Here is a 21,160-nt window from a genome sequence, read left to right on the forward strand (position 1 = left end):
CTCAGGCGGCCTTCATCGCCTTATCCCCCGCGCGCTCCACCGGATGCTGCTCCTTCAGCTTGTTCTGCACGCGCGCCGCCTCGAAGTACGACGAATTTGGCGGACGCTTCAGGTATTGACCCGCGCCGCGTACCGCGCGCAAATCGCCATCGGTCCAGGCGAGTTCGCCGCGCGTGAGCGTATGCGTGGCCACGCCTTGCACCGTCATGCCTTCGAACACATTGAAGTCCACCTTCTGATGATGCGTCTTCACGGAGATGGTCCGCGTCGCCGCCGGGTCCCACACGACGAGGTCCGCATCCGAACCCACCTGCACCGCGCCCTTCCTCGGATACAGATTGAAGATCTGCGCCGCGTTGGTCGATGTCACGCGCACGAACTCGTTCGGCGTGAGACGCCCCATGTTCACGCCGTGATGCCACAACACCGACATCCGGTCTTCCACGCCGCCGCAGCCGTTTGGAATCTTCGTGAAGTCCTCTCGCCCCATGGCCTTTTGCGATGCACAGAACACGCAATGATCCGTCGCCGTCGTGTGAAGCTGCCCGGACTGCAGCCCGCGCCACAGCGCCTCGCGATGCTCGCTCGTGCGAAACGGCGGGCTCATCACGTGCGCGGCGGCACGCGTCCAGTCGGGATCGCGATACACCGATTCATCGATCACGAGATGCCCCGGCAGCACTTCGCCGAACACACGCAGGCCATCGCTGCGAGCACGCGCGATGACATCGACGGCATCTTTCGCCGATACATGCACGATGTAGATAGGCACGCCGAGCACCTGCGCGATGCGAATCGCGCGATTGGCCGCCTCGCCCTCCACTTCAGGCGGCCGCGAAAGCGGATGCGCCTCCGGTCCCGTGAAGCCCTTCGCAAGCAGTTGCTTCTGCAACTGGAACACGAGCTCGCCGTTTTCCGCATGCACGGTCGGCAGCGCGCCGAGTTCGAGCGAGCGCGTGAAGCTGTTCACGAGCACTTCGTCATCGGCCATGATCGCGTTCTTGTAGGCCATGAAATGCTTGAAGCTGGAGACGCCGTGCTCATGCACGAGCAGGCCCATGTCGCGATGCACCGATTCGTCCCACCACGTCACCGCGACGTGAAAGCCATAATCCGCCGATGCCTTCTCGGCCCAGCCGCGCCACTCCTTGAACGCTGCCATGAGCGGTTGCTTCGGGCTCGGAATCACGAAATCGATGATGCTCGTCGTGCCGCCCGACAAGCCCGCCGCCGTGCCGGTATAGAAGTCGTCGCTGGCGGTCGTGCCCATGAAAGGCAGTTCCATGTGCGTGTGCGGATCGATCCCGCCGGGCATCACGTACTGTCCGCCCGCGTCGACGATCTTCGTGCCCGCCGGTGCTTCGAGATCCGGCCCGATCGCCAGGATCGTGCCGCCGGACGCGGCGTCGGCGCACAAGACATCTGCGCGATAGCTGCGTTCCGGATCGATGATGGTGCCGCCGCGAATCAGGGTTGGCATTGTCTTCTCCTTGCGAATCTTGGGCTTCGAAAATTCCTTCGGACGCTCATGCGCTCAGAACCCCGGCCTGCGGGCTGCCACGCAGCTTCATCCACGAACCATACACGAGCGCGGCCAGCACGAGCCCGACGAACCAGGCATACGTATAAAGCATGTTGAAGAACGCCGGCACGTTCGGGAACGACGCGGGGAACGCCGTATGCAGGAAGCCCGGCAAATTGGGCAGCACGCCGACGAGCAGCGCCACGACCGCCGCGATATTCCAGCCGCCGCTATACGAATATTCGCCGTGTTCATCGAAGAGTTCGCGGTGATCGAGCCGGGTGCCGCGAATCAGAAAGTAATCGACCATCAAAATGCCCGCGACGGGCCCGAGCAACGCCGAGTAACCGACGAGCCAGGTAAAGATATAACCCTGCGTGGTGGCGAGAATTTTCCACGGCATCATGACGATGGCGATCGTCGCCGTGATCATGCCGCCCGCGCGATACGAAATGCCCTTTGGCCAGAGACTCGAAAAATCGTAAGCCGGACCGACGAGATTGGCCGCGAGATTGCAGCACATGGTATCGAGTGTCAGGATGACGAGCGCAACGCCCACGCCGATGCCCGTCATGCGGCTCGTCAGGTCGATCGGGTCCCAGATCGCCTTGCCGTAGATCACGACGGTCGCCGATGTCACCACCACCGAAATCACGGACAACAAGGCCATCGGCGCAGGCAGACCGATGGACTGCCCGATCACCTGATCGCGCTGCGAGCGGGCGAAGCGCGTGAAGTCGGGAATGTTCAGCGCGAGCGTCGCCCAGAAGCCGACCATCGCGGTGAGACCCGGCCAGAACGTCGCCCAGAAGAGTCCTTCCTTCTTGCCACCCGCGACGAACTGCGACGGCGCCGACAACATGTTGCCGATGCCGCCCGCCTTGCTCGTCGCCCACCAGACGAGCGCGATGCACATCAGCACCTTGATCGGCGCGGACCAGCTTTCGAGCCAGCGGATCGAATCGGTACCATGCACGATGAAGTAAATCTGCAGCGCCCAGAACACGAGGAAGCACGCAAGCTGTCCGGCGGAGATGTCGAGAAGCGGCAGCGCCGCGCCGTGCAGCGCGTTGCCCGTGAGAATGTTGAGCAGCGTGTAGATCGCGCTGCCGCCGAGCCACGTCTGAATGCCATACCAGCCGCATGCGACGACGGCCCGCAACAGCGCCGGTAACTTCGCGCCCTGCGTGCCGAACGACGAGCGCACCAGCACCGCGTAAGGAATGCCGTGCTTCGCCCCCGCGTGACCTATCAGGAGCATCGGCACGAGCACGATCAGGTTGCCGAGCAACACCGTCACCACCGCCTGCCACGGCGACATGCCCTGCTCGGTGAGCCCCGCCGCGAGCATGTAGGACGCGATGTTCATCACCATGCCGACCCACAGCGCCGCGAAGTGATACCACTTCCACGTGCGCTGCGCGGGACCCGTTGGCGCGAGGTCGTCGTTATACAGGCTGCTCGCCTGCAAGTTGGCCGCGAAATTCGGATCGACAGATTGCGCTGTCTGCTTCATCGGACGAACTCCTGTTGATCGTTGCAATGACTTCAGGCGGCTTTGGCGGCTTCTTCCGCATCGACACGCGCCGGATTGTTCGGATGCGTGGTCCAGTTCGCGTACTCGCCGGCATCGACGCGTTCCATCGTGATGCATTGCTCGACCGGGCATACGTGCATGCACAGATTGCATCCGACGCACTCGGCATCGACGACTTCGAAGTGACGCTTGCCGTCTTTCTCCTTGAGAATGGCCTGATGAGACGTGTCCTCGCACGCAATATGGCACAGCCCGCACTTGATGCACTTGTCCTGATCGATGCGCGCCTTGATGTCGTACTTGAGATTGAGGTACTTCCAGTCCGTCACGTTCTGCACCGCGCGCCCGCGAATGTCGTCGAGCGTGGCGTAGCCTTTTTCGTCCATCCAGTTCGAGAGGCCGTCAGCAAGATCGGAGACGATGCGAAACCCGTAGTGCATCGCCGCCGTGCACACCTGCACGCTGCCCGAGCCGAGCACCATGAATTCGGCGGCGTCGCGCCAGGTGGAGATTCCGCCGATGCCCGAGATCGGCAAATCGGGCGTTTCGGGGTCGCGCGCGATCTCGGCGACCATGTTGAGCGCAATCGGCTTCACGGCCGGGCCGCAGTAGCCGCCGTGCGTGCCTTTGCCATCGACGGTGGGCATCGGCGCCATCTGGTCGAGGTCGACGGAGACGATCGAATTGATGGTGTTGATGAGCGACACGCCATCCGCGCCGCCCTTGAACGCCGCGCGCGACCCCATGCGAATGTCGCTGATATTCGGCGTGAGCTTCACGAGACACGGCAACTGCGTGCCTTCCTTCACCCAGCGCGTGACCATCTCGACATACTCCGGCACTTGCCCGACCGCCGCGCCCATGCCGCGCTCGCTCATGCCATGCGGACAGCCGAAGTTGAGTTCGACCGCATCCGCGCCGGTGTCTTCCACCTGCGTGAGAATCCACTTCCAGTCTTTCTCGTTGCACGGCACCATCAACGAGACGATCAGCGCGCGGTCCGGCCAGTCGCGCTTCACTTGCGCGATCTCTTTCAGGTTGATGTCGAGCGGGCGGTCGGTGATCAGCTCGATGTTGTTCAGCCCCGCCATGCGTTGCCCGTTCCATTGCACGGCGCCATAACGCGAACTGACGTTGACCACATGCGGGTCGAGTCCGAGCGTCTTCCATACGACGCCGCCCCAGCCCGCTTCGAACGCGCGGTTGACGTTATACGCTTTGTCGGTCGGCGGCGCCGATGCAAGCCAGAACGGATTCGGCGATGTAATGCCTGCGATAGTGCAGCGAAGATCGGCCATGTTTTTATCGGCTCCGTATCGAATGCGTTGCGGGGTTTTTACGCGGCCTTGATCGCCGTGAGTTCGAAAAACGCGCCAATGGACGCCGCCGCGAGCTTGCCGTCCTGCACGGCCTGCACGGTGAGATCGAGTCCTTCGTGCGTCGCGCAGTCGCCGCCGGCCCAGACTTTCGCGAGCGTCGTCTGACGGTTCTCGTCGGTGACGATGCGCCCGCCATCGAGGCTCAACAATTCCCGGTCGATACCCACCGGCACGAGCGTCTGCCCGATGGCCTTCAGCACCATGTCCGCTTCGATGATCAAGCGCTCGCCCGCGCGGTCGAACTCCACGCCCGTGACGTGTCCGTCCGCGCCGATCAGACGCACGGGGTTCGCATGCGTCACGATGGTCACGTTGTTGTTCTGCGCGAACTCCTGTTCCGCCCAGGTCGCGCCCATGTTCTCGACGCCGCGCCGGTACGCCATGGTCACCGAGGTCGCGCCGAGCTTGCGGCTTTGCACGGCGGCATCGACAGCCGTATTGCCGCCGCCGATCACCACCACACGCCGCCCGACCGGCACACTCGCGAGGTCATCGGCCTGACGCACTTGCTCGATGAAATCCACCGCGTTCATCACGCCTTCGAGCGACTCGCCTTCCAGCGCCAGCTCACGCACACCCGCCAGACCGAAGCCGATGAACACCGCGTCGTATTGCTTGCGCAGTTCGTCGAGCGTCACATCGCGGCCGAGCGTCACGCCCGTTTTGATTTCGATACCGCCGATCGAATGCAGCCATTCGATCTCGCGTTGCGCGAAGTCTTCCACCGTCTTGTACGCCGCGATGCCGTATTCGTTGAGACCGCCGGGTTTGGCGCGCGCATCGAAAATGATCGCCTGATGGCCGGCCAGCGCGAGCCGATACGCACACGCAAGTCCTGCCGGTCCCGCACCGACGATCGCGATTCGTCGTCCCGTTTCCGGCGCGCGCTTGAATAAGGGTTCGGCGCGCGCCATCGCCGAATCGGTTGCATGGCGCTGCAGCGCGCCGATTCGCACCGGCTCGTCACCCGGATGGTTGCGTACGCAACTACCTTCGCACAGTATCTCGGTCGGACACACCCGCGAGCACATGCCGCCGAGCGGATTGGCCGAGAGAATATCGACGGCCGCGCCTTTGAGATTGCCGTGACTGATCTTGCGGATGAAGCTCGGAATATCGATCTGCGTCGGACAAGCCTGTACGCATGGCGCGTCATAACAGTAATGACAGCGGCTTGCCGCGGCGGCGGCGGCAGTCGCATCGAGCAAGGGCGCGACATCCGAAAACTCGCATGCGAGTTGTTCCTGCGTGAGCCTGTGGCCCGCAATCTTCATGGTCATACGCGTTCCTTCTTCGATATGAGGACGTAGCGATTCCCGCCGTTCGCGCGGGACGACGCGAACGGTGCTTTGGAAAATATCGACGAATAGCCGTTAAGAGACGGGTTCCGACGCGCGCTCGAGCATGGCGTGCAAAAGCACGTTCGCGCCCGCTTCGATCCATTCCTGCGAGGCGTCTTCTACTTCGTTATGGCTGATGCCGTCGACGCAAGGCACGAATACCATCGATGTCGGCGCAACTTGCGAGAGGTAGCACGCGTCGTGGCCCGCGCCCGACACCATGTCGCGATGCGAATAGCCGAAGCGTTTGGCTGCCGCGCGCACGGAGTCGACGCACGCGGCATCGAACTTGACGGGTTCGTAGTAGAAGATCTGCTCGAGTTCGGTTGTGAGGCCGATGCCGCCCGCAATGTGCTCGACGCCTTCGCGCAGCGCGGCGTCCATTTTCGCGAGCACGGCGTCGTCGGGATGACGGAAGTCCACGGTGAAGAACACGCGGCCCGGAATCACGTTGCGAGAGTTCGGATAGACCTGCATCATGCCGACCGTGGCGCAGGCGAGCGGCGCGTGATCCAGTCCGATGCGGTTGACGAGATCCACCACGCGCGATGCGCCGAGCAACGCGTCTTTGCGGCGCGGCATGGGCGTCGGGCCCGCATGCGCTTCCTGACCCGTCAGTGTGATCTCGTACCAGCGCTGGCCCTGCGCATCGGTGACGACGCCGATGGTCTTGTCCTCGGCTTCGAGAATCGGGCCCTGCTCGATATGCAATTCGAACGCCGCGTGCAGCTTGCGGCCGCCGCACGGAACATCGCCTGCATAACCGATACGTTCGAGTTCTTCGCCGATGGTCTTGCCATCGACGTCCTTGCGCGACAACCCGTAATCGAGCGAGAACACGCCTGCGAATACGCCCGATGCGACCATCGCCGGCGCGAAGCGGGAGCCTTCTTCGTTGGTCCAGATGACGACCTCGACGGGATGCTCCGTCTCGATCGCGTGATCGTTGAGCGTGCGGATTACTTCGAGGCCGCCGAGCACGCCGTAGATGCCGTCGAAGCGGCCGCCCGTCGGCTGAGAATCGGCGTGAGAGCCCGTCATGACGGGCAGCGCGTCGGGATGACGGCCCGCGCGGCGCATGAACACGTTGCCCATCTGGTCGACGCTCACCGTGCAGCCCGCTTCTTTCGCCCAACTCACGATGAGATCGCGCCCTTCCTTGTCCAGATCGGTCAGCGCGAGCCGGCAGACACCGCCTTTGGGCGTTGCGCCGATCTTCGCCATCGACATCAGGCTGTCCCACAGACGTTGACCGTTGACCTTGATGGACGTGTCGAGACCAGCCTCTCTCATTGCATCCGTAACCGCGTTCATGCGCCTCGCTCCTTACGATGAACTTCGTATGTCGGGGACTGCTTTTCGTGCATCCGGCGCGCGGCGGGTGCAGACTTGCACGCGCGCGGTGCATGCTTTTACTTGTACGATCGATGCTGCATTCGAGCCATTCGGTTTCGCTTCAAATCCTGTCCGACTGGACAGGTTGTAGCCGATTAAAATAAGCAAATCAACGTCTTTCGTGTTGAAGCGAACAGAGCGAGAAGCGTGCCATTGCGCTGCAGCATCACTTGGTCGAACTTGCTGAGGCATGCAGAATTGAGAACAGCGCGGCATGCACGAACGCCGCAAATCAGGCACGATGCGGCACACGAGGCCTACGGAAGGAACAATGAGACACGACGAAGCGTCGCCCGGCATCGAAGAAAGCAGTAACGCCGTTCCGCCTTTGCGGCGGCGCAAGGCACAAATTCGCGAGACCAACGAGGCTCACCTTTTGGCTTGCGCCGAAGCCGTTTTCGCCGAGAAAGGACTCGAAGGCGCGAGCACCGCGATGATCGCCGAGCGCGCCGGCCTGCCGAAAGCCAATCTGCATTACTACTTCCCGACCAAGCTCGCGCTCTATCGACGCGTGCTCGAAGACCTCTTTGAAGACTGGCATCGCGCGGCGGATACGTTCGAATGCAGCGACGATCCTGCCGAAGCAATCGGCGGTTATGTGCGCGCAAAGATGGAGTTGTCGCGGCGCCGGCCGCTCGGATCGAAAGTCTGGGCAAGCGAGATCATTCACGGCGCGCATCACATGCAAGACGTGTTGAACGAACGCGTAAAACCGTGGCTCGATACGCGCGTCACGGTAATCGAAGGATGGATCGCGCGTGGACTGCTTGCGCCTGTCGAGCCGCAGACCTTCATGTTTCTGATATGGGCGATCACTCAGCATTACGCCGATTTCGACGCGCAAATTCGCGCGCTGAAGGGCAAGCGCGCGCTGACTCGAAAGGCGTTCGACGAGGAGACCGAGGAAGTCGTGCGGCTGGTGCTTCGCGCGTGTGGCGCGCGTTCGCCGGGCAACGAAATCCGATAGCCGCCTAGGTGGCGGCCAGCGTTATTTCAAAAACAGTGCAGGCACGCCGTTTTTCACTTCGCGCGAGTTGAATTCGACGACCTTGCTCGTGTTGTTTTTAATGCAGATCGCAATTTCAGGCGCCTTCGCGGCAATTTGCTGCTTGACGTATGCGTCGATGGAATTTATCCGGAGTTTATTAACGTTGTCGAGATAGATAGCGCCAACGGACTGCGGCGTGCAGGCACTTCCGGTAGGTGGCTTGTTTTGATCGTCCCAATTGGTTGCGGCGGCAAATAGGTACAAGTAGACCGCCGTGGAGTCGGTGACGTCGCCACCCTGAGTCTGTATGAACGCGGTTTGATAGGTGTAGTCCGTGATTACAGGCGTCGGAAACTTCATGAAATAATGTCGCCCGGACCTACGCGCAGTTTCTCGTCTGCATTGTGCGGAGTGCCGCCGGAGTCAAGCCACGTATCCGAACCGGACTTTACGTAGTAGGTCGGAATATCGCTGCTGCACGCGGTGTTTCCATTATTGGAACAATTGTCGGTTGCGTATTGAAGACTATCCGGTTTCCATGCATTGATAAAGTCGGCGTGAGCGGTATATAAACTGCCCCATTGCGGCGTCAGCACGCCATTTACCATGATCGGGTCCATCGACAACTGCGCACCGTTCAGATCGCCGTTATTGCCAAGCGTGTATTGCAAGTTTAATTGCAGTTGCTGAATCTTGATCGGATACGCTTCGGGACATGAACCATCTTTGTTATTGTGGTAAGCCATGTTCTGAACGCCCGAGGAGAAATCCGGTTTAATGTGCTCGCCGTCCCAACAGTCCGGAAAATAGATCACGATGTCAAACTGCGCGTTGTCGTTTACAACGGGACAACTCGTCGGCGGATTCGCCATGTAGCCCACATTCTGGCAAAAATATGCAATAGCCGGATTTGCCGCGGTTCCGTGGTGGTCGCCGGCGAGCATCTCCAGACCTTGCGGGATAGCGGTGACGACCGGGAGCTCAGTGTTCTTTTGGTAGTAGGTCTTCTGGAAGTCGGGGACCACTATTCCGGCGGCGCGCTTCAATTGCGGCACCCAATAAGCGGACGCATCGGCCGTAATGTTGCACGTCGTGGCCTTATTCACATTCAGCTTTGCGAGGTCGCTAAAGGCATCGGTCGATCGGTTGCCGAAAAAATCGTGCTGCATGGCGAGTCCGGGTAATCCGTAACGAACAATGGAATCGTCGGGCTTCGTGTGAGAATACGCGCACTGTACGCTGAACTGACCGGCATAAACGCCGGTTGTCGTAGCTGCTAGGACGATTAGCAATAGAAGTCGCAGCAAGGAAGTGGCTTTTTTCATGACTATTCTAAGCTCTCTCGATAAAGTGAAATGCTCGCCGCAAGCATTGATTCACGTTGAATATCGACCGTTGAATTTATTGGCCGTCGTTCTGCCACATGAATTCTAGGATACTGGGACATCGAGAGAGCCTCGTTTTATTATTTTATTGACGCTCCTTTGCAAGTACGCGCGATATTTAACTCGTGCACATAAGCCGACTCATTTCGAAAGTGAACAAAGCCGATCAGCGTTTCTTTTTTCGCGCCGATTAAATCGAGCGATCGCCGCATTAAACAAGGCGTCGAAATAAAAAACGCCGGCCGCAAAATCGCGGTCGGCGTTCCTGGTGCTGCTTACTGCAGAACTGCTCTACTACACTTCTCGCAAGTTACTACGCTTTCTGCCATCTACCTCACCTTCAACTGCCACTGCTACTGCCACCACCACTGCAACTTGCCGTTATTCGATCTATTAATGACCGAAGTAGACCGAGTTACGATCCGACATCGACGCTGACGGACGTGCGCCCGCTTGCGACGAACCCGCAGTCGATGCGCCGTACGACGACGTACCTTGCTGTGCATCCACGCGCGCTTCGGCTGCCTGAATGTTTTGCGGGTAGAACGCGTGGTCCGTCGACGGGTTATAGCCAGCCTTTTCCAACTGGACCAGCTCGGCGCGAACTTCTGCGCGGGTCACAGGGCCGTTGCTTTGTGCAAAGGCGAAAGTCGGAGCGGCCAGAGCCGAAGCAATAACGAGAGCCGGAACGAAAGACTTGATCATGATGAACCTCCTGGAATTTTGTTTTGAAATCGAAGACGAAGTCGGAAGCTTTTAAACAGTTTCTGATTTCGTTTCGCTTGAAAACAGTGTAGGAGGGACGCGACTTAGGGGAAACCCCAATTTGCAGGAAACATATTTGTCGAAGTCGCAACAATGGCGGATGCGCAACTGCGTGCTCTCGGCAGTTCGACAGACGTTAAGTTATTGTTTTTAATTATATTTCCACGCCAGATGAGGGCACTACAACCAGTGCTGCTCAAAAACATCATTACAGCGGCGTCAGACAATGGTCATACTGACGCCAGCTAAATTCAGGGCGCTTTAACATGCTCCAACGCCGCGACGACCAACTCCCGCAACATGGGCTGAACGTCGCTCGCGCGCGCCTCATCGTAGGAATAAGGCGGTGCCTCGTTCATGTAAGTGGCCTGCGTGAGCTCCAGTTGCACCGCGTGAATCCCGTTGGCCGGCTGGCCGTAGCGACGCGTTATGTAACCGCCCTTGAAGCGCCCGTTAGCCACCGTTGTGTAACGTCCGTCCGACTCCACGACCTGCGCGAGCCGCTCGGCCAGTTCAGGCGCCGCCGATGCTCCATCCGCCGTGCCGAAGTTGAAATCCGTGAGCCGGCCATTGAAGAAGCGCGGCACGACTGAGCGAATGGAGTGCGCCTCCCATAGCAACGCATGCCCATGTTCCTCGCGCAAGGCGGCGAGTTCGGAAGCGAGCGCATCGTGATAAGGCTGCCAGTAGAGCGCGCGGCGCGCCTCGATCTGATCGCGTGAAGGCTCATGACCTTCGAGATAAAGCGGCTCTTTCTCGAACGTATCGACGGGACAGAGGCCAGTCGTATCGCGGCCCGGATAAAGATTGGCGTCATCGGGCGGACGATTCAAATCGATGACATAGCGCGCAAATTGCGGCAGCAGAATCGACGCGCCCATCTCGCGCGCAAAGTCATAAAGCCGGTCGAGATGCCAATCGCAGTCATCCACTTTCCGCGCGACCGGCGTCATTTCTTGCGCGAGCCCGTCGGGTATACGCGTGCCGCGGTGCGGGATCGAGATGAGCAACGGCGCCGTGCCGCGCTCGAGCGTGTAGATCGCACAATCGTCCATGTGATGCCTCGCGTTTTATTAGTCGATGAGTGAACGCACTGCGTCTTCGTCCGCCTGACAACTTGCGTCGATGATCTTGCATCCGCCGACGAAGACGTCGCGTTTCGGCGATTCACCATGCTCGCAGAAAACCGTATCGGAAAGCCAGCTTTTGGAGCCGCGTTCCTCCGTCGAGCGCGGCATCGAAAAGACAGTTGGCGCGATGCCGCACGCGTTGGCCGTCTTCCATCCATTCGAGCATTATGTTGCGTTGCCAGCCATCGGGCATCTGGCGCGATCCACGCGTTCACGGCGTATGGATGCCTATCTGCAACCACGACGCATCTTGCGATGCTTCGCACGCGACGCGTCCGTCCGCCCTTTCGATACGCAAGCTGTCGCTCGCTGCGAGCGCGATGCGTTCTCCATGGGCCAGCATGACGTTCAACATGCCGCGCGCGCAATGCAGAAACGTGACGTCGTGGTCCGGCGTCCATTCATGCGACTCGAAGCGGCTCGTCACCGAAGCATGCGCGCGACCGCGACGCGTCATCACGTTGAAGTCGCGCGTCGGACCTTGCACGAGCGCCGCGTGGATGGGCGTTTCGCCGGCAAAGCGCGCCATCGCGAGCGGCTCGTTCAACGTATGTACATAGTCGGGTTCGGCGAGCATCATGCCCGCGCCATCGAGCAGGATCAGCACGCGATCTACGCCCGCGAAGCTCGAAAACGCGCCATCCGCCGACACATCCGCGATGGAAAGCCGCCACGCGAACGTATCCATCGACGCGCCTTCCGGTCCCGCCGCGAGTTCGCGCGTATAGCCGCCGCCGTTCTTCCACGGCACGGCTGCGAGCGATGATGCGCGCAGAACGGTTGCCATGATCAAAAGTGGCCGGTGAACTGATAGCGGTCGCCGGGATGCCACAGATTCGCGACCGACGCCACCGTGTCGCGCGACCATGTTCGCCGATGCAGCAGCAGACACGGTTCGTGATCTTTCATCGCCAGCGCATGGCGAATCTCCGGCGATGGCAACGACGCCTCGATCCGATATTCGACCCGCTGCAAGGGCGCGGCCACCATCAGATATTGATTCGGCGTGATCTTCGTGAAGTCCTGACGCGCGTACTCCGGCGCAATGGCCGGGTTCACGTAGCGCTCTTCGAGTTGCACGGGCTCGTCGTTCTCGAAGTGCAGCACGCGCGAATGAAACACGGGACTACCGAGCGCAAGCTGCATTTCGGCGGCTAGCGCTTCATCGACGATAGAGGCACCCAGATGCAGCACCGCCGCGCGATACGCATGCCCGCGCGCGACGATTTCATCGGAGATACTGCGAATCTCGACCAGTGTCGAAGCGTATTTCGGCTGCGCCACGAACGTGCCCGCGCCCTGCACACGCGTGAGCACCTGTTCGGCCGTCAGTTCACGCACCGCGCGATTCACCGTCATGCGCGCCACTTTGAACTCGCGCGCGAGCTCGTTCTCGGAGGGCACCTGATCGCCCTCCTTCCATTCGCCGCCGTGAATGCGCTCGAGGATGTAGTCCTTGATCTCCTGATACGCGGGCGTGCTCATGCGCTTCGATCCGCGCTCTGTTCCGAGGCAAAGGAAAACGGACTGTGCTTTGCAATCTCGCCCGCCTGCACGAGCGTCGCAATGGCGGCGATATCGGGCGCGAAGTAATGATCGAGGTCGTAATGCGCGACTTGCGCGCGGATGGTCTGCATCACGTCGATAAGCGGCGCGCTCGTGCGATGCGGCGCGCGCAGATCGACGCCTTGCGCTGCCGCAAGCAGTTCGATGGCGAGAATATTGGCCGTGTTGCTCGCGATATCGCCGAGCTTGCGCGCGGCAAAGGTCGCCATGGACACGTGATCTTCCTGATTCGCCGAGGTCGGCAAGGAATCGACGGAAGCAGGATGCGCGAGCGTCTTGTTCTCGGACGCGAGCGCCGCCGCCGTCACATGCGCGATCATGAAGCCGGAGTTCACGCCGCCATCGCGTACGAGAAACGGCGGCAAGCCGGAAAGCGTCGAGTCGATCAGAAGCGCGATGCGGCGCTCGGCCAGCGCGCCGATTTCGGCGGCGGCGAGCGCGAGGTTATCGGCGGCGAAGGCAACGGGTTCCGCGTGAAAGTTGCCGCCTGAGAGCACTTCGCCCGTGTCCGGGAAAATCAGCGGATTGTCGGAAACCGCATTCGATTCGATCAAGAGCACGTCGGCCGCATGACGCATCTGATCGAGACACGCGCCCATCACTTGCGGCTGACAGCGCAGGCTGTACGGATCCTGAACCTTCTCGCAATCGGCGTGTGACAGGTTGACGCCCGAGCCCGCCAGCAACGTGCGATACGCCGCCGCCGAATCGATCTGCCCGCGATGTCCGCGCAACTCATGGATACGTGCATCGAACGGCACGACGGAGCCCGCGGCCGCGTCGACGGACAGCGCGCCCGCAACGAGGCCGGTGCGGAACAGGTCCTCGATGGCAAAGAGGTTGTAAAGCGCGAGCGCCGCCGATGCCTGCGTGCCGTTCAACAGCGCGAGCCCTTCCTTCGCCTGCAGCGTGAGCGGTTCGAGCCCGGCGAGCTTGAGGCCATCGAGCGCGCTTGCGCGTTCGCCGCGCACCATGACTTCGCCTATACCGAGCAGCACCGTCGACATATGCGCGAGCGGCGCGAGATCGCCCGACGCGCCGACCGAGCCTTTCACGGGGATGACGGGCAATACATCGGCATTGAAAAGCGTGACGAGGGCGTCGATCACTTCGCGGCGAATGCCCGAATGGCCGCGCCCGAGACTCGACAGCTTGAGGGCCATCAAAAGACGCACGACCGGTCGCGACATCGGTTCGCCGACGCCGACCGCGTGCGACAGCACCAGGTTGCGCTGCAGAAGTTCTAGCTGATCGGCGGGAATGTGAGTGTTGGCGAGCCGCCCAAAGCCCGTATTGATGCCGTAGGCCGGATCACCCTTGGCGGCGATCGCGGCAACGGCGCGCGCGCTCGCGTCGATGGCGGCGAAGCTCGCGGGATCGAGACTCAGCGAATCCGATCCGCGCGCGATGCGGCGCAATTGCGGCAGCGTGAGCTTGCCAGGCGTGAGCGTAATCATGTCTCTTCCTGTCTATACAAGTTAGGCACAAGTCTAAACGGGCAGAAAGGACGAAACAAGGGGATATCCGGGATTACACCGAGGTGATCCCGGACTTATCGCTCCACTTGTCTATACAGCTATAGCACTTTCTCCATCACGAGTTGCGCAAAGCGCTGCCCCCGCACCTCGACAGCCCGCGCAAGCAGCATGGTGAAGCCGCAATACTCGAAGAACGGCTGCGAGCCCAAGCTCGCATACGTGTGCAGCACGCGCATGCCGTTTTTCTCGGCATGCTCCTCGATGGACGCGAGCAGCGCGGTGGCCACGCCTTTGCGCTGATGCCTCGGCTCGACGAACATCATGTCGATGAGCCCGTTTTCGTGGACATCGGCGAAACCGGCGAGCTCGTCGTCCGTGAATGCCACCCAGGTTGGCCGGCTGAGGCGGGCGGCATGCCACTCCTCGCGGTCGGTTTGCGCCCAGGCATCGATTTGTGCCGGGCTGTAGTACTCGGACGCGCTTTCACGAACGGCGCGCACGAACAGAGCGATCACGCCGTCGAGGTCACTCGCCTGGTACGGTCTGATGTCAACTCTCGGGAACTGGGACTCGAACTCGAACTCGACCATCTCATCACCTTCGTATTGCAGTCAAAAGAAACAAGCCGCGTGCGCGAAGCAGCGGCGAAAGAGCGTGAAGACACGCGGGAAAAAAGTCGGGATTCATGCGGAATGCGGCGCTGCGGCAACGTGCGTGGATCAGCTGACCCAGGCCACCGTCGCGATACCGAGCGCGGTCATTGCGAGCGACGCGCCGACGTGCAGCGCGATCTCCGCGAGCGCCCAGCCGGGCCGCCCTTGCTGAAGATGCGCGACCACTTCGGCCGAGAATGTGGAGAACGTGGACAAGCCGCCCATCAGACCGGTCGTGACGAAGAGACGCCATTCAACGGAGATGTCCGGCAAGCGCGCAAAGGTCGCGACCGCCACGCCGATGATGTATCCGGCAATCACATTCGATGCAAAGGTGCCGAGCGGCAGGTTTGGAAAGATTCCATTGAGGCGCAAACCGAGCGCCCAACGAAGCAGCGATCCCAGCCCGCCGCCGATTCCCACCGCGATGATCGACAAATACATAAATAAAATCGATGTGATTGAAAGGTTGTCCGCACTCGGGATGCGCTCAGGCGTCAGTGGCAAGCCGCTCGATCAGCGCCGCGCGGCTCGTCTCGACGATCCACTGCTCGGCGTGCGGCAGCCGCGCCGCCCATGTGCCATTGCGCCGCTCTTCCCAGCAACCGGCTTCGTGGCCGTCGATGAAAAGCGAGCCGCGCATGACGAGTTGCGGAGCGGCGGGATCGAGCGTCGCATCGTCATTGTGTTCGAGCTTCACGTCGTGCATGAAAGCGCCTGCAAAAAATCGTTGAAGAAAGTACCGTGCCGATGACCGATCAGCCAAGACCTCCATTCTAACGATAGTTCCTCCGTTCACCGTAACATGAAGGACATTGCCGAAAGGCAATTGAGTGTGCGTACGACCTGTTCGATGCCGGGCGCATCGAAGGCGAGCGTGACGGCATCGAGCCGTTCGAGCGTCGGCCACTGACAGAAGAGATCGGCATAAGCGGAGCTTTGCGTGCGCAGTTCGCAACGGCGTGAGTCCGGTGCATGGTGTGCGCGTGAACTTGAATGACGCGAGGCCTCGACAGTCTCCTTCGCCGCGCGCCTGATCGATGCGCACGCGGCTTCTGGCGTATCCGTAACGCCGCTCGAATAGCCGTGCGCCGTCTTCACGCAAACGAAGTTCGCGTCCGGGAACACGGGCAAGGTCTCCGCGCCGAACACGTCATCGCCCGTGATGAGCGCGACGCGTGCGCCGCGCGCCTCGGCAAGCTGCCCATAGAGCGCGGCCTCGCCAACCTCTTCTCCGTCGAGCATCACGCGCGCAAATGCAGCGCTGTTGATGGTATGCGCGAGAATTCCGCGACTCTGCGCCCGCGCGTGATAGCCGACCATGAACACCAGTTCCGGCGATGCCTCCAGTCCCGCCATCATGCCGAGCGTGCGCGGCTTGCCGAGCACGAGACGCGCGCGCGGATCGAACGCGTTCGGCAATAGATTACGAAAGCCGCCGTGAGAATCGTTGACCCAGACTTCGGTCGCGCCGCCATCGAAGGCACCGAGCACGGCGGCGTTCGCTTCGTTCGTCATGAAGCGGCGCGCCTGTTCGTATTCGCCGTTGCCCGCGCGCGTTTGCTCCGGATGGAACACGCCCGCGACGCCTTCGATATCCACCGAAATCAACACTTTCATTGGCTTTTCCACACTTCGTTGAGCGACGCGCGACGATGCCCGTCGCGGCCCGTGACGCTTTCGGCGCTGAAGAGCGCGTCGAGAATGGCCTGTTCGGTGGCGTCTGCCACGCATTGAAAGAGCGGGTCGAGACGCGCGTCCGGCAGCAAGCGCGGCAAGTCGATGAACTCGGCGTCATGAGGCACGGTGTACGCCGTCGAAAACGCCAGCGCAATGTCGCCGCTACCGTGACCGAAGACCGAACCGGTGCGCGCGAGCCCGGCTGCGGCGCGCATGGCGAGACGGCGAAGCTGCCGCGCATCGAGCGGTGCATCGGTGGCGATCAGCATGATGATCGAACCTTGCTCGCGTTGTGGCGCCTGCGCTTGCAGCGTGCGTCCAATGGCATCGCCGGCAATCGTGAGTTGCGGCAAGCGTCCGAAGTTGGCGAGCACGAGCGCGCCCGTGGTGTAGCGTTCATCGCCGATATCGACGACACGCGAGGCCGTGCCAATCCCGCCCTTCAAGTCGAAGCACGACATGCCGCGTCCCGCGCCCACGGCGCCGCGCACGAAGTCCGGCGAACACGAAGCGAGCGCATGCCGGTAATGCGCTTCTTCGACGGCGAACGCCTGCATGTCGTTCAGAAAGCCGTCGTTGCATTCGAGCACTAGCGGATTGACGCTCGGCCAGTCGCGGCCAATGCGCGGATTGCCTTCGAGCGCCGCGCGGATCTGCGCGTTCGCCACCGTGCCCGCCGCGAAGGTGTTGGTGAGCGCGACAGGCGTTTCGATCACGCCGAGTTCATCGATCTGCACGAGCCCGACGCTCTTGCCGAAGCCGTTGATGACGCATGCCGCCGCTGGCGTCTTGTTGCGATACGCATCGCCGTCATGCGCGCGCACCACCGTCACGCCGGTTTGAATCGCGCCATCGGCGAGGGTGTAATGGCCAACGCTCACGCCCCGCACGTCCGCGATGCTGTTGCGCGCGCCCGCGTCGAGCACGCCGATATGCGGCGGCTTCACGGCCGGTCGAGCTTGGGATCGAGCGCGTCGCGCAGACCGTCGCCGAGCAAATTGAACGCAAGCACCGTCAGAAAGATGGCGAGGCTCGGGAAGATGGCGACATGCGGTGCCATCGCCATGTCGGCGCGGGCTTCGTTGAGCATCGCACCCCACTCGGGCGTCGGCGGCTGCGCGCCAAGGCCGAGAAACGAGAGACTCGCCGCCGTGATGATCGACGTGCCGATACGCATGGTGAAATACACGACGACCGAGGAAATGGTCCCCGGCAGAATGTGCCGCATGATGATGGTCCAGTCCGACGCGCCTATGCTGCGCGCCGCCTCGATATACGTCAGGTGCTTGAGCGCGAGCGTGTTGCCGCGCACGAGCCGCGCGAACGCGGGAATGCTGAAGATAGCCACCGCGCAGATCACGTTGATCATGCCGTTACCGAGAATGGCCACCACGCCGATGGCGAGCAGAATGCCGGGGAACGCGAACAGCACGTCCGAAATTCGCATGACGATGCGGTCCCACCAGCCTTCGTAGTAGCCCGCGAGCAGCCCGAAGAACGTGCCGATCACCGCGCCGATCACGACCGACAGCAAGCCCGCCGAGAGCGAAATGCGGCTGCCGACGAGAATGCGGCTCAAAATGTCGCGGCCGAGCGAGTCGACACCGAACCAGTGCGCTGCCGAAGGCCCCGCGTTGAGCGCGTCGTAATCGAAATAATTTTCCGCGTCGTAAGGCGCGATATACGGCGCGATCACCGCGATCAGGATCAGAAGCACGACGAACACGGCCGCCGCGAGCGCCACGGGCTGACGCTTGAGCTTGCGCCAGAACTCCGTCCACGGCGTGCGGATCTCCTGTTGCGGCGCGACCGCGACCTTCGCCTCTGTGGCTGTCACACTCATGCGGTCCTCACTTGAAACGAATGGTCGGGTTGATGACCGCGTAGAGGACATCGACCACCAGATTGATGACGATGAACTCCAGCGAAAACAGCAGCACTTCGGCCTGGATCACGGGATAGTCGCGCATCTCGACGGCATCGACGAGCAGGCGCCCGAGCCCCGGCCAGTTGAACACTTTCTCGACCACGATCGAGCCGCCCAGCAGGAAGCCGAACTGCAGGCCCATCATGGTGACGACGGGGATCATCGCGTTACGCAGGCAGTGTTTGACGATAACCATCGGCTCGTGCACGCCCTTCGCGCGCGCGGTGCGCACGAAGTCCTCGCCGAGCACTTCGACGAACGACGCGCGCGTGAAGCGCGCCATCACGGCGGCCACGGCCGCGCCGAGCGTGAGCGACGGCAGCACGTAGCTCTGCCACGAACCATCGCCGACGATAGGCAGCCAGCCGAGCTTCACCGAGAAGATTTCCATCAGCAACATGCCGAGCGCGAAGGCGGGAAACGAGATGCCCGATACCGCGATGGTCATGCCGAGCCGGTCCGGCCACTGGTTGCGCCAGACCGCCGAGACGATGCCTATCGCCATGCCGAACGCCACGGCCCACGCCATGCTCGCGAGCGTGAGCCAGAGCGTCGGCATGAAGCGCTCGCCGATCTCCGTGCTCACCGGCCGCTTGCTGCGCGTGGACATGCCGAAGTCGAAATGCACGATCTTGCCGAAGAAGCTCGCGAATTGCTGCGGCAAGGGCTTGTCGAGACCGAGATCGGCCCGCACGAGCGCAACCGTCGCCTGATCCGCTTCGGGTCCGGCGGCCAAACGCGCGGGATCGCCCGGCAACATGTGCACGAACAGAAACACCAGCACCGCGACGATGAAGAGCGTCGGCAAGAGCCCGAAGAGGCGTTTGGCGAGGAAGGTAAGCATCGTCGAGGCGCTTTACTTGATCGCGATGTCGTCGAAATTGAACGAGCCGTCGGGCATGACGTAAGCGCCCGTCAGACGCTTGCTGCGCGCATACACCACTTTCTCCGTGACGAGGAAGATCCACGGGGCGTCGTCCCAGATGCGCTTTTGCGCGTCGGCGTAAAGCTGCGTCTTCTCCTTGCGGTCGGTCGTGGTGAGCGCCTTTTGCAGATCGGAATCGACGGTATCGTTCTTGTAGTAGGCCGTGTTGAAGAGCTTCGGCGGAAACGACGAACTCGCGAGCAAGGGCGAGATGGCCCAGTCCGCTTCGCCCGTCGACGACGACCAGCCGACGTAGTACATGCGCACCGGCGCGGTGGCCGGCTCCGGCGCGCTTTCCACGCGCTGCACGCGCTGGCCGGCTTCGAGCGCTTCGATCGTGGTCTTCACGCCCACTTGCGCCAGCTGCTGCTGCACGAACTGGATGATCTTCTGCGCCGTCGTGTGGTTATAGCCCGACCACAACACGGTTTCGAAACCGTTCGGGTAACCCGCTTCCTTCAACAGCTCACGCGCCTTGGCCGGATCGTATTTCCACGGCCCGAGCTTGGTCGAGAAGTCCACGCCCGGCGGCGCCACGCCTTCGGACGGCACCGCGTAACCGGCAAACGCGACCTTCACGAGCGCGTCCTTGTTGATCGCATAGTTGAGCGCTTGACGCACCTTCGGATTATCGAAAGGCTTCTGCGACGTGTTCATGCTCACGTAGCGCTGAATGATGGAAGGCGCCGCGATCAGATCGACCTTCGGGCTCGCCTTGAGCGTCGCGGCCTGCTCGAACGGAATCGAAAACGCGAAGTCCGCTTCGCCCGTTTGCATGAGCGCGGCGCGCGTGTTGTTATCGACCACCGGCTTCCAGTCGATCATGTCGATCTTCGGATAGCCCTTCTTCCAGTAGCCCGCGAACTTCTTCACCTTCAGGTCGTCGGTCTGCTTCCATTCGACGAACTCGAACGGTCCCGTGCCGACCGGATGAAACGCGATGTCCTTGCCGTATTGCTTCAACGCGGTGGGCGAAATCATCACGCCCGCCGGATGCGCGAGCACGTTGATGAACGCGGAAAACGGCATCTTGAGCGTGATCTTCACCGTGTACGGATCGATCACTTCGGTCTTCTCTATCTTGTTGAAAAGACCGTAGCGCTTGAGCTTGTTGTTCGGGTCCGTGACCCAGTCGAAGGTTGTCTTCACGGCTTCGGCGTTGAAGTCGGTGCCGTCCTGAAACTTCACGCCCTGCCGCAGCTTGACCGTGTAGACCTTCGCGTCCGGACTCGCTTCGTAGCTCGTCGCGAGCACGGGCTGAATCTTCATGTCCTTGTCGAAGCCGAAGAGCCCTTGATAGAACGACTTGGCGACCGCTTGCGAGAGCGTGTCGTTGGCATCGTAGGGGTTCATCGTCGTGAAGGTCGAGGCCACCGCCATCACGGCGGTGCTCTGGGCAAACGCGGGCGCGGCGGCAAGCGCGCTGAATACGCATGCGCTCGCGGCTAAAAGCGCGCGCATGGAGCTGGATTTCGTTGACGGCATCGTTA

The 21,160-nt window shown here is 61.5% G+C and carries 21 protein-coding genes; 1 reads left to right on the forward strand and 20 read right to left on the reverse strand.

Annotated features, from left to right (window positions below; genetic code table 11):
• Position 1 precedes the first annotated feature (1 nt).
• The 5 genes from hydA to P9250_RS13690 form a co-directional block, all read right to left on the reverse strand.
• Positions 2 to 1,480 (reverse strand): dihydropyrimidinase, encoded by a 1,479-nt coding sequence (gene hydA / locus P9250_RS13670; protein ID WP_310393540.1) that lies wholly within the window; start codon positions 1,478 to 1,480, stop codon positions 2 to 4.
• Positions 1,481 to 1,526: 46 nt separating this feature from the next.
• A complete protein-coding gene (locus tag P9250_RS13675; RefSeq protein ID WP_250493565.1) occupies positions 1,527 to 3,038 on the reverse strand; it encodes an NCS1 family nucleobase:cation symporter-1 in 1,512 nt (503 codons plus the stop codon).
• A gap of 32 nt (positions 3,039 to 3,070) precedes the next feature.
• Positions 3,071 to 4,357, reverse strand: coding sequence for an NAD-dependent dihydropyrimidine dehydrogenase subunit PreA (preA, locus tag P9250_RS13680; RefSeq protein ID WP_310393543.1), 1,287 nt, complete (start codon positions 4,355 to 4,357; stop codon positions 3,071 to 3,073).
• 38 nt (positions 4,358 to 4,395) lie between these two features.
• Positions 4,396 to 5,718, reverse strand: a complete 1,323-nt coding sequence (locus P9250_RS13685; RefSeq protein ID WP_310393545.1) for an NAD(P)-dependent oxidoreductase — start codon at positions 5,716 to 5,718, stop codon at positions 4,396 to 4,398.
• Positions 5,719 to 5,811: 93 nt separating this feature from the next.
• Positions 5,812 to 7,092, reverse strand: coding sequence for a Zn-dependent hydrolase (locus tag P9250_RS13690; protein WP_250467349.1), 1,281 nt, complete (start codon positions 7,090 to 7,092; stop codon positions 5,812 to 5,814).
• A gap of 352 nt (positions 7,093 to 7,444) precedes the next feature.
• On the opposite strand from P9250_RS13690, the gene P9250_RS13695 reads away from it, so the two are divergent.
• Positions 7,445 to 8,140, forward strand: a complete 696-nt coding sequence (locus tag P9250_RS13695) for a TetR/AcrR family transcriptional regulator (protein ID WP_250467350.1) — start codon at positions 7,445 to 7,447, stop codon at positions 8,138 to 8,140.
• 21 nt (positions 8,141 to 8,161) lie between these two features.
• On the opposite strand, the gene P9250_RS13700 is transcribed toward P9250_RS13695, so the two are convergent.
• The 15 genes from P9250_RS13700 to gsiB all read right to left on the reverse strand — a co-directional run bounded on the left by P9250_RS13700 (position 8,162) and on the right by gsiB (position 21,131).
• Positions 8,162 to 8,521 (reverse strand): hypothetical protein, encoded by a 360-nt coding sequence (locus tag P9250_RS13700; protein ID WP_310393548.1) that lies wholly within the window; start codon positions 8,519 to 8,521, stop codon positions 8,162 to 8,164.
• The gene (locus tag P9250_RS13705) at positions 8,518 to 9,486 is read right to left on the reverse strand and encodes a DUF1996 domain-containing protein (RefSeq protein ID WP_310393550.1); all 969 of its coding nucleotides are present in this window, start codon (positions 9,484 to 9,486) and stop codon (positions 8,518 to 8,520) included. The genes P9250_RS13700 and P9250_RS13705 overlap by 4 nt, the downstream gene beginning before the upstream one ends.
• Positions 9,487 to 9,939: 453 nt before the next feature.
• Complete coding sequence (locus P9250_RS13710; RefSeq protein WP_244829686.1) at positions 9,940 to 10,248, reverse strand: DUF4148 domain-containing protein; 309 nt, start codon at positions 10,246 to 10,248, stop codon at positions 9,940 to 9,942.
• A gap of 314 nt (positions 10,249 to 10,562) precedes the next feature.
• Entirely contained in the window at positions 10,563 to 11,366 is an 804-nt protein-coding gene (gene hutG / locus P9250_RS13715) for an N-formylglutamate deformylase (RefSeq protein WP_310393552.1), read from the reverse strand.
• Between the two features lie 286 nt (positions 11,367 to 11,652).
• Positions 11,653 to 12,228 carry a HutD family protein gene (locus tag P9250_RS13720; protein ID WP_310393554.1) on the reverse strand — a complete coding sequence of 192 codons (576 nt, stop codon included), beginning with the start codon at positions 12,226 to 12,228 and terminating at the stop codon, positions 11,653 to 11,655.
• Between the two features lie 2 nt (positions 12,229 to 12,230).
• The gene (hutC, locus tag P9250_RS13725; RefSeq protein WP_244829373.1) at positions 12,231 to 12,926 is read right to left on the reverse strand and encodes a histidine utilization repressor; all 696 of its coding nucleotides are present in this window, start codon (positions 12,924 to 12,926) and stop codon (positions 12,231 to 12,233) included.
• Positions 12,923 to 14,464 carry a histidine ammonia-lyase gene (hutH, locus tag P9250_RS13730; protein ID WP_310393556.1) on the reverse strand — a complete coding sequence of 514 codons (1,542 nt, stop codon included), beginning with the start codon at positions 14,462 to 14,464 and terminating at the stop codon, positions 12,923 to 12,925. The genes hutC and hutH overlap by 4 nt, the downstream gene beginning before the upstream one ends.
• A 119-nt stretch (positions 14,465 to 14,583) precedes the next feature.
• A complete protein-coding gene (locus P9250_RS13735; RefSeq protein WP_310393558.1) occupies positions 14,584 to 15,075 on the reverse strand; it encodes a GNAT family N-acetyltransferase in 492 nt (163 codons plus the stop codon).
• Between the two features lie 129 nt (positions 15,076 to 15,204).
• Positions 15,205 to 15,582, reverse strand: a complete 378-nt coding sequence (gene crcB / locus P9250_RS13740; RefSeq protein ID WP_244829370.1) for a fluoride efflux transporter CrcB — start codon at positions 15,580 to 15,582, stop codon at positions 15,205 to 15,207.
• A gap of 46 nt (positions 15,583 to 15,628) precedes the next feature.
• Positions 15,629 to 15,847 (reverse strand): hypothetical protein, encoded by a 219-nt coding sequence (locus tag P9250_RS13745; RefSeq protein WP_250467357.1) that lies wholly within the window; start codon positions 15,845 to 15,847, stop codon positions 15,629 to 15,631.
• Positions 15,848 to 15,933: 86 nt separating this feature from the next.
• Positions 15,934 to 16,758, reverse strand: coding sequence for a M55 family metallopeptidase (locus tag P9250_RS13750; RefSeq protein WP_244829368.1), 825 nt, complete (start codon positions 16,756 to 16,758; stop codon positions 15,934 to 15,936).
• Positions 16,755 to 17,765 (reverse strand): P1 family peptidase, encoded by a 1,011-nt coding sequence (locus P9250_RS13755; RefSeq protein ID WP_310393560.1) that lies wholly within the window; start codon positions 17,763 to 17,765, stop codon positions 16,755 to 16,757. Before P9250_RS13755 ends, P9250_RS13750 begins: the two co-directional genes overlap by 4 nt.
• Positions 17,762 to 18,661, reverse strand: a complete 900-nt coding sequence (gene gsiD, locus P9250_RS13760; RefSeq protein WP_250493576.1) for a glutathione ABC transporter permease GsiD — start codon at positions 18,659 to 18,661, stop codon at positions 17,762 to 17,764. The genes P9250_RS13755 and gsiD overlap by 4 nt, the downstream gene beginning before the upstream one ends.
• Before the next feature lie 7 nt (positions 18,662 to 18,668).
• Entirely contained in the window at positions 18,669 to 19,589 is a 921-nt protein-coding gene (gene gsiC, locus P9250_RS13765) for a glutathione ABC transporter permease GsiC (RefSeq protein WP_244829365.1), read from the reverse strand.
• 12 nt (positions 19,590 to 19,601) lie between these two features.
• Entirely contained in the window at positions 19,602 to 21,131 is a 1,530-nt protein-coding gene (gsiB, locus tag P9250_RS13770) for a glutathione ABC transporter substrate-binding protein GsiB (protein ID WP_370652206.1), read from the reverse strand.
• Positions 21,132 to 21,160 lie beyond the last annotated feature (29 nt).

It is taken from the genome of Caballeronia sp. LP006 (genome assembly GCF_031450995.1).
Taxonomy (GTDB): Bacteria; Pseudomonadota; Gammaproteobacteria; order Burkholderiales; family Burkholderiaceae; genus Caballeronia.